Here is a 14,570-nt window from a genome sequence, read left to right on the forward strand (position 1 = left end):
TAAACGCCGCATGTGAACCCCCGTTCCTTCTTCGCCCCCGATCTCTTCAAGGGGCAGGTCGCCATCGTCACTGGAGGTGGCAGTGGTATCGGTCTCGAGGTCGCGCGTGAGCTCGGGCAGCTTGGCGCGAGCGTTGCGATTTGCGGGCGCAAGGCGGACAAAATCGAAGCCGCGTTGACGACGCTTCGCGACGCGGGTTTGTCCGACGAGCGTCTCTTCGGAGCGCCGTGCGACATTCGCGATGTGCTTCAGATCGAAGCCTTCGTGCGCGCCGTGCGTGCTCGATTCGGCCGCATCGATATCCTCGTGAACAACGCGGGTGGGCAGTTTCCGAGCCCCGCCGAGCACATACCGCCGAAAGGGTTCGAGGCGGTCATTCGCAACAACTTGAACGGCACGTTTTACATGACGCGTGAAGTTGCGAATGCGGCGATGATTCCTCAGAAGCGCGGGCGCATCGTCAACATCACCGCTCAGGTTTTTCGCGGTTTTCCCGGAATGGTGCACACGGGCGCTGCGCGCGCGGGCGTCGAAAACATCACCCGCACGCTCGCGGTCGAGTGGGCGCAACACGGCATTCGCGTCAATGCCGTTGCACCGGGGACCATCAAATCATCCGGCACCAGCCAATACGGCGACGAATTGCTCGAAACCGCTCGCAAGGCCATTCCACTCAAGCGGTGGGGCACCGTGGAAGAAGTCGCTCGCGTCGTCGTATTTCTCGCCAGCGACATGAATGATTTCATCACCGGTGCCATCGTTCCCATCGACGGAGCAGGCTCGCTCTGGGGTGACATCTGGCCCATTCCCGAACCGTAGCGTGACGCAGCACGAGACGCCTCCGCCCCCGCCGAGCGGCGAAGTTCCCGCCGCATCGCAGCCGCCTGTACAAGCTCGCACGCCCTTTTTGCAGGCGGTGAAGAGTCGTCTGCGCGGGGCAGCTGAATGGGCGCGTGATTATGTCATGGGATACGACCCAGGGTTTTTCTGGGTACTCGCGCCCTTCATCGTGCTCAGCATGATCCTGTTCACGCGATATCCCACGACAAACTACATTTTCGACGAGCAGGAGGCGCTGCTTGCCAACCCTTACGTCAATGCGACGGGGGGCTTGAAGTTCATCGATGCCATCCATCGCGACTTTTGGGGCCTGCCTGCGGATCGTAGCGTCGGATCTTATCGACCCTTGCCCAACTTTCTTTGGCGAGCGCTTTGGATCATATCGAAACAGCCGTTTTTTCACCATTTTTACAATGTCGTTTTTCATGCCATCAATGGCGCAATGCTGTCGATGTTCGTTTTTCACGCGACACGTCGGCGCGGCACGAGTTACCTAGCCGGAGCCATTTTCGTTTGTAGTGCCGTCCTAACGGAAGCCGTGAGCGGCATCGTTGGCATCGCCGATGTTTTCGGTGGCATGGGCGCGCTTTTCGCCCTCTATGCGCTCGTCTTGCCAGGTTGGGCCATGCCCATTGGCGTATTTTTCGCTCTTTTGTTTGGATTATTCAGCAAAGAGAGCGCCATCGTTTGCGTTCCGCTCGTGCCCTTTGCAGCGCTCGTCACGGCGCCTCTTTTGCACCCCGAAAGGCCGCAACGCGTGCTTCGTACGTGCGCTGCCGCGGTGGGCTCCGTGGCGGCGTTCGTGCTTTACGTCGAGCTGCGACGCCGATGGTTCTTGTCGCCAACGCCGGAAGAATTGCTCGAACCATTGCCGGAACAGGCATCGGCTCTGACGCGCGCTGCAAGGGCATTTCTCTTGTGGTTTCACCAAGCTCCATTACCTCGCGATCCGCTCAACAATCCGCTTGCCAATGTCGAGACGCCGCTTCGTGTCGCGGGTGCACTGCGCGTTTATTTGCGAGGTTTGGGGCAAGTCGTTTTTCCCAAAACGTTGAGCGGTGACTATTCGTTTCCGCAAGAGCCTGCCCCCGAGCACCCCATTTTCGTGGAAAGCGTGCTCGGTGCATTCTTCATGGTAGGGCCCATTCTCGTTGGGGTTTGGGCGTGGATTTCGGCAATGCGACGCGAGTCGAAAGCGCGGACGGACGCCGCGCTGCTCGGGTGGAAACCCGCTGGCAAAGCCAGAATGCGTATGGCCGTCGTCGCGTCGTTTCTATTTGCATTGGCCCCGCTGCTCGTCGCCATCGAGGTATTCCTTCTGCGGCCGCGCGGGATCTTTTTGACGATACGAGGTTTTTCCTGGGCGATCATTGCCGTACCGCTGCTCGCTCTCTCATTCGGTTTGTTCGCTGAATCAGGGCGTGCGGTCGTCGATCCGGACGCTGGTCATCACGGCCCAAGGCCGCTCGGTCGAGCTGGTTTGGCGCTCGTTTCCTTGGGCCTCGTATGGCTCGTCGTCAGCTATTTCCCTCATTCCAACATTCCCGTCGTATTGCCGACGGTGCGTGCCGAACGATTTTGGTATTTCCCTGTCATTGGCACGTCGATGGTGTTGGCATTTGCATTCGTTGCGCTTCACGAAGCATTGAAAAACAAAGGCAAGCTCGGGATGCTCGTTCCGGCGCTACTCGGTGGTTTTTTCGCGTTTCAATGCACCAAGGCGTACATGCATGCGCGGGACTATCGATCCGACCTGACGTTCTGGGAAGCGACGAAAGATGCCGTTCCGCAATCGGCCAAAGCGCACCTCAATTACTCCGTCATGAAAGGCGCTCGTGCGGATATGGAAACGCGCCTTCACGAAAGCCGCATAGCGCTGGAGCTTGCGCCCAAATGGCCCATGGCGCACATTTACACGGGCGATACGCTTTGCCGGATGCATCGAGCGGACGAGGCGTGGCCGCTCTACGCGAGTGGGTTTGCCCTTGGTCCGAACGAGCCGGGTTTGATTGCGCTGGCTCTGCAATGTTTGTACGACGAAAAGAAGCTTTTCGATCACGCGGACGAGCTTCGCGAGATTGCGGCCGAGCATCCGGGAACGTGGATTGCGTACCTCGGCATCGATACGCTCGATAACGGCGAAAAGCACGGCGGGGTGGATCCCAAGTATCGACCGCGGTCGTACAACGAAGGGCCCAAAGAGAGCGTCGATTGAAAAGGCGTTCGTTCGCGCGCCACGATAACCATGTTGCGAGCGATGCCATGGGAGGAGAGCGTCATGAATCATGTTCTGTCTGTTGAACAGGTATTTACGGAACGATTGCTACGAGTTCCGGATTATCAGCGCGGTTATGCCTGGAAAGAGGAACATCTGACGGAGTTCCTCGAAGACCTCGAATTGCTTGGAGTAGGCAAGCATCACTATACAGGCACGCTCGTGCTCCATGCCCTTAACGAGCCACCTCGCGTCGACGATGAGGGGCGGAGTTATCGTTGCCACGATATCGTCGATGGTCAACAGCGGATGACGACCATCGTCGTCCTCCTCGATGTCATACGTCGTGAATTGAATTCGCAAGGTCTTACAAAACTCGCTGAAGGCATTCGGCGGACATACATCCACACAACGGGGATTGACGGGCAGCCGATGCACAAGCTCGTCTTGAATTCGGATTGTCATGGATATTTTATTCGCAATGTCCTTGCAGACAATCCAAGTCCCGACGGGCCGGCCATTTACTCTCACGAGCGATTGCGTGACGCACGAGCTCGATTCGAGCGGCATCTGTCGGAAAAACGCGTCGCGCTTGGCGTGCATTTTAGAGATTGGCTGCTCGAGCTTCGGAGCAAAATTACACAACAGTTGAGGCTCGTTCTCTATGTCGTCGACGATGCGGCGGACGTTGGAGTCGTTTTCGAGACGATGAACAATCGCGGAAAGCAGCTTGCAGAGTTAGAAAAGGTCAAAAATTATCTACTGTACCTGACGACGAAGCTCGACATTCCGAGTCCAAATCTTCGAGACACGATCAATGAAGCCTGGGCCACCATTTTCAAAAATCTCATGTCCGCGGGCCTCTCCGACGCCGAAGATCAGCTCCTGCGCGCCCATTGGTTAATGGCATACAACCCCCGGGCGAAGGAGTGGAATCAAAGCAAGTCGGTCAAGGATAAGCTGGGGCTCAGGGCGTACCAAGGGAATCACAAGGCGCTCATCGCGGCCATCATTCGATACGCGACGACGCTACGTGACGGGTCGCTTGCGTTCTGCGATATCATGATGCCGTCGCGATCGAATTCATTCACCTCATATCGCACGAAACCCAAGGAATGTGCGGACATTCAATCTGCGAGCGAGAAGCTGCGTCGTCTTGGGAACATGGCGTCCTTCGTCCCATTGCTCATGGCAGCCCGTTCGCGTTTCTCGACAGCCAATGAAGCCGTTGATTATCTCGAAATTGTACGTCTCGCCGAGGTATTCGCCTTCCGAGTCTACGGATTGCTCGAAAAAAGAGCAAACGCGGGTCAAAGCTGGCTGTTCTCACTTGCGCACGAACTGTTCACGAGCTCCAAGGGGCGGTCGGAGGTATCGGACTCGATTCGCGGGGGCGCGTTGCTTTACTGCTCCGACCAGGAATTCAAAGACAACATGGCCAGCATTGGCGATTGGTACAATAAATGGTCGGCACTCAAGTATTTTCTGTATGAATACGAGGAGCATCTCGCGCATAAAAACAAGGTGCGGGTCGTCGAATGGGCGAAAGTTCAAAACCGCAAACGGGAAGATTCGGTCGAGCATATTTTGCCGCAAACGCCGAGCGACCCATATTGGCAAACGAAGTTCACCGCAGAACAGCGCAAGACGTACATGCACGACCTCGGCAATCTTTGCTTGACGATCAACAATGGCAGTTATCGTAACAAGTCATTTCCCAATAAAAAGGGCACGCATGGTCAGATGGATCCACCTTGTTATGCGACTGCCGATCTCGTCATGGAACGCGTGCTCGCCCAGCATAAAGATTGGAACGAGCAAGCGATTCTCCATCGGCGGGGCGAAATGAGTGCATGGGCGTGCGAGCGCTGGAAAGTCGATCCCCCCTCGAACCTGGCCGACGAAGCAGTGGACGAGGCGGACGAGGACGAGGAAGCGATAGGATAGAGAGCATCAGCTCATGCGTTTTTGCAGTGGCCACCAGGTCCGACATCCTTCACGCCACGCGCTCGAACCATTGAAAACCTTCCCCGCAGCTTTCGCGCATCTGCAGTCGAGCGCCGGAAACGTTTCCACCGTGCCCCACGCCTGTGACGATTGCCTTCGGAATCCGCTATTTCCGCCTTCCCGTGCGTGATGTCGACGCATAGGAACGTTCCCCGAGTGCTTCGCGATATACGTGTGCATCCGAGGAAACGTTTCCTTCGCCCTTCGCAACATACGCTAAAGCCACAGGGAACGTTTACCTTGCCCTCCACGCCAGGCGTTGACGCAGCAAGGAACGTTCTCCTCGCCCTTCTATACATTTTGTAACGCGTTGCGATACGAATCTGGGATGAATAATGCTTGGATGGGTGTGGTGGATGATGTACGATTGCGTTCAGAACACCGTCTGGAGGTGATATGGCTGTCAATTTGAACAACATCTCTCGCGTGGAGAAGCGTGAGATCGCAGCGGGCGTCCTCGCCAATTTGCAGGCTCGTGCGGTGCAGGGGCCAGCGGAGCCTGCGCTGGATGCGTACATCCCGGAGCTGACGGACATTACGGGGGCACTTGCGACCCATGTGACGGCAAGCATGGTTGCCGACGCGAAGCGTGCGGCACGATTGGCACGTCTCGCCGCGGCGGATGTTGCTGTGGATACTTGGTATCGGCATATCGAGAGCTACGTCGGCATCGAGGCGGGGCGCAAGTTGGGCCCTCATGTTGCGGAGGCTGCGGCATTGCACGAGGCGGCATTTCCGGATGGTCTTGCGCATGTCGATGACCCCGTTGCGGATGAAAATCGAATTTGCCGCAAGGCACTCATGACGCTCCGCTCAGACGAGCATGCGGCGACGATTCAAGCAATCGAATTGCCGACGGTTTGGCTGGACCGGTGGGAAACAGCACTAAACGAAAGTGATGCGGCATTCAAGGATGTCGAGGCTGCGCATATGGACAAGCAGTCGAGCGTGAATGCGGGGCGGGATGCGGAGGCCGAATGGGTCGAGCTTTTCGTGCGATTGCGACGATATGTAGCCAGTCGAGCGAAGCGTTCCGACACGGTTCGAGTTCAAGAGGGAAAAACATTGCTCGCGCCGCTTTTGGATACGCTGGCGAAAATGAAGGCTCAGGCGGCCGCTCGTGCCACGCGTCGACGGAATGCATCCGAGCAAGCCACTACGACCGAATAGCACCTTGGTAACGGCAGTCGTCGAGACATGGATGTGAATCATCTCGATCTCGGTCCTATGATGGCTCCCATTTCCGCAGATTCCTTGTCCAGTACGTCAATCAGGACATGCACATCGCGAACGTAAGGCCGAGTCGAGCCGCACGTAGCAGTTGTTCGTGGCCGGCCATCGACGAGAAGTTGCCGTCTACGCGTAGTCCGTGTATAGCTGTGGCACATTGGATGCGAAGACAGTACCACCGGACATTCTGATCGACTGGTTGTTTCGTGCGTGCGCTGACGCGGCCGAAATCCATGAAACACCTGCTAAACCAGCAGACACGGAAGACGTTCTAGCGCATCGGTATCTCGTTGCAGTGATGGACGAGGGGGCAACAACTCCTCGGCTCCTCAAGCACGCAGCAATTCATCTCGATCTTTGGCTCGTACCTCGATCAATCTGGGCGCTGGCGCGACAAGGAAAATCGGCTTTGCCGAGCGGCTTTGGCTGTGAGCCGGTGACGTCTTGGCGCCGGGAGCCGCGGCACGATGACGCTGCCAGTCTGGTGCACAGCTTGGTGCTCGAGAATTTCCGTGGGTTCGGTCATCTACGCATCTCGTTTCAGCCCGATTTCAATATCTTGATTGGCCAAAATGGAACGGGAAAAACAACGATTCTAGATGCGCTCGCGCTGGGGTTGCACAACGGGTTGCATGCATTTCATCCGCAGTTTGGGGATTCCTTTGCGGCGGCCCGGCCTGAAGACGTGCGCATGGCACGAGTGGACAAAGGCGGAATCACTCAATTCGAGCGACAACTGCCCACGAGAGTCGATGTGGAGATGCGGCTATGTGGGGAGCGCATTCAGCCGGGGGCTGTGATTGAGCGATTTGGGGACGGGCTTGGCGTCGGTTCTGGGCGATTCATTGCGCCATTTGATTATATCGATCTGATTAGCTGGTTTGTACAAGGCGGCTTCGACGTGACGTTGCCGTTGGTCGCATACTACGGGTCTCGTCGTTCGTTCGGCTCCAAGCCAGAGCGCTCGACGAGCATCGGCGAGACCTCTCGTTTTGCAGCTTATCGGGATTGCCTGAACCCATTGACGAATCTTTCAGGTACACGCGCATGGTTTCGCCGTATCGAGCTGCTTGCTTTACAAGAGGGAATCACGCCGCCAGTGCTCACCGCAAGCAAAGAGGCAATTGCAGAGTGCTTGGATGGCTTTGACCTCGTGCGTTACGATGCACGTCTCGACGATCTTGCCGCGCGTTCGAGGTCAACCGGACTCGCGCTTGGGTTTGATCAGTTGAGCGATGGTCAGAAAAATGTGTTGGGCATGGTCGCTGATATGGCATATCGCGCGGCAAACCTCAATCCACACCTAGGCGTAGATGCTGTTCGCAAGACGCCTGGCATCGTACTCATCGACGAAGTGGATCAGCACCTTCACCCGGCATGGCAACGACGTGTGATAGGAGATTTACAGCGAGCTTTTCCGGCCGTGCAATTCATCGTCACGACACATTCGCCGCAAGTGCTCGGTCAATCGCAAAGAGGCAATATCTTCATTCTCGAGAACTTCGAGTTGCTGCAGACGAGGCCACACACATATGGTCGGGACGCCAATTCCATTCTTGGCGAGGTAATGGGGGTGCCCGAACGCCCCAAAGACATCGACGACCTGATCCGCACGACTTCTCAGCTCGTCGAAGAAGAGCGACTCGATGACGCGAAAGCAGCTTTGGAAAAGCTCGCGTCAATCGTGGGCGACGACGATCATATGGTGGTTCGCATTCGAACGCTCATGTCATTCATGGATGACGAGGCTTGATTCCATGCGAACGATCGAGAAGGAAGAAGCTCCGTTGAGCTGGCGGAGGCACGCACAAAAAAGCGGCGCTTACAAGGACTACAAGGAGCTTGACGAAGCTCGGAACGCGTTGCTGCGTGAACAGGGGAATCTCTGTTGTTTTTGCATGCAGCGAATCAATCTGCGCAATATGAAAATTGCGCACTGGGATCCGCAAAGCTCGAGTAAAGGCCGGACGATGGATTGGGGCAATGTAATGGGAGCGTGTCTTGGCGGTGATCGTGAGCGTCACGCCGTCAAACATTGCGATACGGCCCAAGGAAACAAGCCCATCAAGGTCAATCCGGCCGACCGGACGCAGCGGTGCGAACGACTCATTCAATACGGAGCGGACGGCCATATTGGCTCGATGGATCCCGCAATCCACGCGGATCTCGACGAAACACTCAACTTGAACAACGAATACCTGAAGAGGCGTCGCCGAGCCATTCTGGATGCGCTGCGCACCCGCCTCGAAAAATGTGTTCCTGGAGGGGGGCACTGGCCTCCCGAGGTTTTCGAGCAAGAGCTCAAAAAGTGGGAACAACGCGACAAGCAGGGCATGTTTCGCGAGTATTGTCAGGTTGCAATATACTGGCTCGAAAAGCAACTTCGTAGGCGCAAACGAGCCACCTGACGCGAGGCCGCGCAGAGCGTCGATTGAATCAGTGACCCCCCATGATGGGCGTCTTCATGTGTGAGGGGATCACGTGTGACATCCACGCGCGCAATCCATCTCCATCGTGGGGCAAATCGTCGTACCAAATGCGCACCGTGCCGTCCGTGCCGGCGGAAACGAGTTTGTCGCCTTTGGGGGAAAAAACGAACGCTCTGATCACGCCCTTGTGCCCCTCGAGCGACCGGCTTTGTCCGGAGGCGAGATCCCATAAACGTAGGCTGCCATCGACGTCGCCGGACAAGAGTCGCGTGTTGTCAGGTGAAAGCGCGATGTTCAGCACCATGGCATCGTGTCCGCGCAAAATGGGTAAAGCTTTGCCCGTTTCGACTTCCCACCTGCGGATCGCTGGTTCGCTTCCAAGCGAATACAAGGTTTTCCCGTCGCTCGATGCAATGACGTTGATGATGCCTACCCCGCTTGCATCGATGGTGCGAGCTTTCCCCGTAGCAAGGTCCCAAATGCGCACGGTATGGTCTTTTCCGCCGGAAACGAGGCGCTTTCCGTCGGGCAGAAACAACACGACATTGACGTCGCCGACGTGGCCCACGAGCGAACGTTCTGGGCCGCCGTTCACCGAGATCACCTGAAGGCCGCCCTGCCTGTCTCCAATCGCTACGTTCGATGCGTCGGGCGAGATTGCGAATGACTTTACGCCTTGCTTGGCCGTGAAAATGAGCTGACCTTGCCCAGACGCTACATCCCAAAGCCGCACGGTATCGTCTGCGCCGACGGACACCAGCCGATCACCCTTGGGTGAAAAGCGAAGCCACGCCACGGGACCGTCGTGCGCTGCAAATTCGCGAACGTTCGACGAGTCGTCGAGCGAACGAACGAATATCGTACCATTTTTGTCGGCATGAGCGACCATTGTGCCATCGAACGACATCGTAAATCGCTCGCCGTCGAGGACCGTCGTCGTGGTTTTACCAAGCTTTGGATCCATGGGCTCGATACGCAAGTTTCCATTTTGCGCGATCGACATCACTGCGTCTCCTCGAGCGGCAAAACGTGCCACAACCAGAGGAGCGGAATCACGCGACAAGATGCGGTCCCGCGACGCGACGATGGGAAAAACTCGCGCGGTATGGTCCCAGCTCGTGGCGACCGCCTCTTGCCTATTGGGCGAAAAGGCTACGAAATAGGTCGAATCTAGAAAACCGTAATGCGTTCGAGCGATTTCCGTTTCGAGATTGCGGACGACGACGGTTCGATCGTGGCTTGCGGTCGCGATCCATTGGCCATCGTCCGAGGGCCAAAGCGTGAAGATTGTCCCGCGATGATCGTGGAATACGCGTGTGGATTCTCGTTCGAGGTTGCGGACATGCAGGGCATGGCCCACGCCGAATGCGAAGTATTTGCTGTCTTTCGAGAAAGCAGCGGTGCCGTAGTCGGGCCGGATATCGGGCGGATGGTATTCGAGTTGCTTTCCATTGATATCCCAAAGCGACGTGTACAGTCCCGTTCCGGCACATGCCACATATTTACTATCCGGACTTATGAATGCAAAGCTGCAGCGTCCACGCTCATTTTGGAAATCGCGATGCTGACGGGTTTCGAGGTTCATCACGCGAAGGGTGCCGTCGGCCGTATATGCGACGTATTTGTAATCGGCCGATACGGTGAACATGCCGGGACAATCCACTTCGCCAGGCAATCGATCGACGCTGCCTGTGGTCAGATCGTGTATCTCTATGCGTTTGCTTGCACAGCTCAATAGCGCGATGTGATTCTCGTCGCCGAGATATTGGTTCCAATAAAGCGCCTGGCCGGTGGTCCGCACGACGTGTACGGTTTTACCAGTATCGATATCCCAAATGCGGACGGTGCCGTCCTTGCTTCCCGACATGAGCCGCTTGCCATCACGTGTGAAAACGGTACGCCACACCTCGTCCGTATGCCCCGAGAACGTGCGCAAAAGCTCGCCGGTTTCTGCGCTCCAGGTGCGAACCGTACGATCGTCACTGCACGTCGCAATCATGCTCCCGTCGGGAGAATATTCGGCCGTATTGAGTGGCCCGGTATGACCGCGTAAAACCTTCGCAATGCCATATGCCTGGGCATCGGCGGCAATGAGCCGCGCTTCGCCCCAGCGATTGAATGCTCCACAAAGAGTCGACAGCCATGCAATCGCTTCGTTGGGGTCGTGCCGAGCGGCGGCGCGCGCCTGGATGAGCATGAGCTCGTCCGATTGTTGCATCGTCTCCCATTGCGCAGCTTCGGCCTCCGATTGCTTTTGCTGCGCACGCGCTCGTTCTTCGTTCGCCCGGTCCCGTTCCACTTCGGCGACCCGGCGCGCTGCGAGCACACGTGACAAACTCGTGAAACCCACCACGCTCGTAATGGCGAGGCCAAAGAGGGCAGCGGCGACGACGCCGCGGTGTCGCTGAACGAACTTGAATGCACGTTCGCGGCGAGAATAATTGTACGCTCCGACGATCTGCCCCGTTTGAAAACGGCGCAAGTCGTGCGCGAATTCATTTGCCGTCGGATATCGCTCGGCAGGATCCCGCGCCATCGCTTTGCTGACGATTGCGAGCAAATCACGCGGCACGCCACGCTCACGCGCAGAAAGCGGCAAAGGCGGCTCGGTCAGGACCTTGGCCAGCACCTCCATGGCGTTTTTCCCCTCGTACGGGGCCACGCCGGCGAGCACATGATAAAGAATGGCCCCGAGCGCATACACGTCGGCACGCTCGTCCACGGGATCACCCGCCGCTTGCTCGGGCGGCATGTACCCGGGCGTGCCCAATACGGCGCCCGCCATGGTCAGCGAGCTCGTGCTGTCAGGGGCCTTGTCGGAATGTACCGGCGACGTCGTTGCGGCTTTGACCGCCTCGATTTCACGCAAATCCTTGGCAATGCCCCAATCAATGACCACGGTTTCGCCAAACGGACCAATCAGCACATTGGCCGGCTTTAGGTCGCGGTGCACGATATGCTCGCTGTGCGCGTACGCAATGGCTTCGGCCACCGCAATGACGTGCGGCAAAAGCGCCAGACGTTTGTCGAGCGTGCGGGCTTCGTCGACGACCTCGCCGAGCGATCGGCCGGACACGAGCTTCATTGCATAAAAAATTTCGCCGTCGGGAAATCGTCCTACGTCGTAGACCGGAACGATGGCCGGGTGCTGAAGCTTGGCCGTGACCAAAGCTTCGCGGAGAAAGCGAGCCTCGTGCTCGGGGCTCGGATCGAGCAGCTCTTTGAGGGCGACCTGCCGTTCGAGGCGTTTGTCGCTGGCACGCAGAATGCGACCAATGCCGCCTTGTGCGATTTCGTCGCCGATGGCGTACCGATCTCGCGCGACAATTTCGACGTTTGGCGGCGTGTCGAGCGATCCGGTGTGCGTCGAGGAGCTTTCGGCGGGAACGGTATCGCTGTCGTATGACATTGTTCGAATGAACCCCCGAAAGTTAGGCGTTCATTCCGCCAATTTTACAACAAAAATAGTGCCGTTTTCCTGCCGAGACGTCCGCAGGTGGTTCCGTTGAGGCTGAAATGGCGAACCACGCTGTGGGCCACCCAAGCCTTGGGTGTGCTCGAGCGTATGAAGCTACACGATTACGTTGTTGTCGGCGCAAGCGGATGCGCCGCGGGGGGAGGGAGGAGACCGGGTTTTACGCCGGTCTCCGGGGCAAACGTCACTTGCCGGAGCGATACGTGCTCCACCACGACTGCATGCGGCTGGTTTGACCCGCCGTGAACTGGAACATGCAGTAATCGTCCGTGTAGTCCATGAAGTTGGTGATCGGGTCGCTGCCGGGCCACTTGCTTCCCGTGCACGAATTGCGACCCGTGGGACACCCGTAAGCGGCCGACTTTTCCGCGGGCGTGTCGCTCACGCCATCGCCGCTCTTGGAACAACCTCCCTGGAACGTGTGATACAGGCCCATCCAGTGGCCAACTTCGTGCGTGCCGGTGTCACCCTCGTTGTAAGGAGCGGCCGAACCACCGGGCAGCGACGAATACAAGAGAACGACGCCGTCCATCTTGGGCTGCGAATTGTAGCTATTCGGGAACGTTGCCCAACCGAGCAATCCGCCGCCAGGATTCCACGTGTAGATGTTCAAATCATCCGCGCTGCCCTGACGCAATGCATTCTTGATTTGCGATTCGGCGCTCGATCCATAGGCAGCCGTGTACCACGTCGCATTCGTCGTGCGATCGACCGACACGAGGTTGAACGAGAATCCCGTGCCCGCATAAGCCGCATTGAGCACGTTCATCTGATCGTTGATCATCTGCGTCGTGATGTCGCCATTGGAGACGCCCGTGCCCTTGTTGATGACGTGGAAGTACGTGTTGATGACGGCACCTCCACCGGCGTTGAAATTGTCTTTCCAAGGAGCGAGCGCCTCGAATTCGGCTTCGACCTTTGCAAACTCGTCGTCCGTCAGGTCCTTGGTGCCGCAGGTGCGCACGACCGGCGCCGCAGCCTCGGGTTCGGCGCCCACGTCCAGGCCCTCGCCGACCTCCGTCGAATCGACGCTGCAGCCAACGCCCAATGCCGACGCTGCGGCAAAAAGGCCCCCGAGAACTACCCAATGCTGAAGCTTGCGCATGCGGCTCTCCTTTTGATTTCCTGTAGGAAAAGTGACCACCGCAGAGTATTCGCCATGCTTCTGCAATTCAAGCGAAAAATGATTAAAATGTAATCACGCTACCGCACGAGTCGTATTCGTGCACCGATATCCATCAATGCTGACGGAATATTCTAGTGCTCCCGCTGTAAATGATTGCGTCGAGCAATTGGTCCTTGCGCACCAGAGCAAGCTCGGGGGCATCGAGATCGACTTCGACGAACCCGCCCGGATCGGAAAAACCACATGCCTCGGCCCCGAGCACGGTACCCATGTGCAGTAGCTCCTCGGCAGGCGTGCGTTTGTCCGCTCGAACCACGAGGCGCTTGCCCGTGCGCAAACGCTCGCCCAGATCGATCGCACGCAGGTCCTCGAGCGGGTCGGTCATCACATGGCTGTCGACACCTGCACAAAGGCGCACCCCTGCGTCTCGAAGCGCCGTGACATTGGGCAAACCATCCCCCAAGTCGCGTTCGGTCGTTGGACACAAGCACGCCATCGCATTCGCCTGACCCAAAAGGGACGCTTCATGCAGCTCGAGGTGCGTTGCATGTACCGCGACAAACTTTGGACCAAGCGCTCCATGGTCCGCTAGAAGCTCGACGGGACGCCGTCCCGTTTCGCCGAGACATGCCTGAATTTCCGCCGGCTGCTCGGCTACGTGCGCATGAAAGACCATCCCCCTCGCAGCCGCAAACTCGGCGATTGGGCGCCAGTACGAAGGCGGTACGGCTCGCACGCTATGCGCCGCGACGCCAATACGCACGCTCGAATCCGATGCCCACGTCGTCGCCAGCGTCTCGATGTCCGCGAGCGCATCGTCGAGGTTTGGATCGCAAAACCTCCGCTGCGCGCCTTCTGGGCTGCGCCCTGCGCCCGCACGCGCATACACGACGCGAAACAGACCTATGCGCAGCTTTTCCGCCCGCGCCGCGCGAATCACCTGATCCGCCATCACCGTGCGATCGTCGTAGGGATTGCCTCCGGGCTGATGATGCACATAGTGAAACTCGCCGACGGTGCGTACGCCCGCTCGGTACAGCTCGCGATAGGCAACGCGCGAGATGTCGTAAATGGATTGCGGGTCGAGCGAATCGGCGAGCGTGTACATGGCCGTGCGCCACGACCAAAAGTCGTCGTTCGTCGCGCCGGAGCCGCGCTGGGCATCACCGCGCATGGCCCGCTGGAATGCATGCGAATGTGCCGTTGCAAGCGCTGGCAATTCGAGTTTGTCGCTCACCAGCCACCTTC

9 protein-coding genes are annotated in these 14,570 nt (G+C 57.8%); 6 read left to right on the plus strand and 3 right to left on the minus strand.

The genetic code is table 11. From position 1 onward, the window contains the following. The first annotated feature begins 12 nt into the window (after positions 1 to 12). From IPM54_18840 to IPM54_18865, 6 genes are all read left to right on the plus strand, one after another. Positions 13 to 819, plus strand: a complete 807-nt coding sequence (locus tag IPM54_18840; GenBank protein MBK9261846.1) for an SDR family oxidoreductase — start codon at positions 13 to 15, stop codon at positions 817 to 819. Positions 820 to 964: 145 nt separating this feature from the next. Then, the gene (locus IPM54_18845; protein MBK9261847.1) at positions 965 to 3,055 is read left to right on the plus strand and encodes a tetratricopeptide repeat protein; all 2,091 of its coding nucleotides are present in this window, start codon (positions 965 to 967) and stop codon (positions 3,053 to 3,055) included. Between the two features lie 63 nt (positions 3,056 to 3,118). After that, complete coding sequence (locus IPM54_18850; GenBank protein ID MBK9261848.1) at positions 3,119 to 5,002, plus strand: DUF262 domain-containing protein; 1,884 nt, start codon at positions 3,119 to 3,121, stop codon at positions 5,000 to 5,002. 456 nt (positions 5,003 to 5,458) lie between these two features. Then, positions 5,459 to 6,232: a hypothetical protein gene (locus IPM54_18855; GenBank protein MBK9261849.1), complete on the plus strand. Its 774-nt coding sequence runs from the start codon at positions 5,459 to 5,461 to the stop codon at positions 6,230 to 6,232. Positions 6,233 to 6,431: 199 nt separating this feature from the next. Further along, positions 6,432 to 8,045 (plus strand): AAA family ATPase, encoded by a 1,614-nt coding sequence (locus tag IPM54_18860; GenBank protein MBK9261850.1) that lies wholly within the window; start codon positions 6,432 to 6,434, stop codon positions 8,043 to 8,045. A gap of 4 nt (positions 8,046 to 8,049) precedes the next feature. Continuing rightward, on the plus strand, positions 8,050 to 8,700 hold the full coding sequence (locus IPM54_18865) for a TIGR02646 family protein (GenBank protein MBK9261851.1): 651 nt from the start codon (positions 8,050 to 8,052) through the stop codon (positions 8,698 to 8,700). A gap of 28 nt (positions 8,701 to 8,728) precedes the next feature. Here IPM54_18865 and IPM54_18870 read toward each other — a convergent pair whose 3' ends face one another. The 3 genes from IPM54_18870 to IPM54_18880 form a co-directional block, all read right to left on the minus strand. Further along, a complete protein-coding gene (locus tag IPM54_18870) occupies positions 8,729 to 12,130 on the minus strand; it encodes a serine/threonine protein kinase (protein ID MBK9261852.1) in 3,402 nt (1,133 codons plus the stop codon). Between the two features lie 250 nt (positions 12,131 to 12,380). Continuing rightward, the gene (locus IPM54_18875; protein ID MBK9261853.1) at positions 12,381 to 13,301 is read right to left on the minus strand and encodes a zinc metalloprotease; all 921 of its coding nucleotides are present in this window, start codon (positions 13,299 to 13,301) and stop codon (positions 12,381 to 12,383) included. A gap of 133 nt (positions 13,302 to 13,434) precedes the next feature. After that, on the minus strand, positions 13,435 to 14,562 hold the full coding sequence (locus IPM54_18880; protein ID MBK9261854.1) for a formimidoylglutamate deiminase: 1,128 nt from the start codon (positions 14,560 to 14,562) through the stop codon (positions 13,435 to 13,437). Between the last annotated feature and the right edge of the window lie 8 nt (positions 14,563 to 14,570).

It is taken from the genome of Polyangiaceae bacterium, assembly GCA_016715885.1.
Taxonomy (GTDB): domain Bacteria; phylum Myxococcota_A; class Polyangia; order Polyangiales; family Polyangiaceae; genus Polyangium.

Bases quoted from the DNA above. Each gene is read 5' to 3' on its own strand.
- IPM54_18845 (MBK9261847.1), top strand. From the start codon at position 965: ATGGGATACGACCCAGGGTTTTTCTGGGTACTCGCGCCCTTCATCGTG.
- IPM54_18850 (MBK9261848.1), top strand. From the start codon at position 3,119: ATGAATCATGTTCTGTCTGTTGAACAGGTATTTACGGAACGATTGCTA.
- IPM54_18855 (MBK9261849.1), top strand. From the start codon at position 5,459: ATGGCTGTCAATTTGAACAACATCTCTCGCGTGGAGAAGCGTGAGATC.
- IPM54_18865 (MBK9261851.1), top strand. From the start codon at position 8,050: ATGCGAACGATCGAGAAGGAAGAAGCTCCGTTGAGCTGGCGGAGGCAC.
- IPM54_18870 (MBK9261852.1), bottom strand. From the start codon at position 12,130: ATGTCATACGACAGCGATACCGTTCCCGCCGAAAGCTCCTCGACGCAC.
- IPM54_18875 (MBK9261853.1), bottom strand. From the start codon at position 13,301: ATGCGCAAGCTTCAGCATTGGGTAGTTCTCGGGGGCCTTTTTGCCGCA.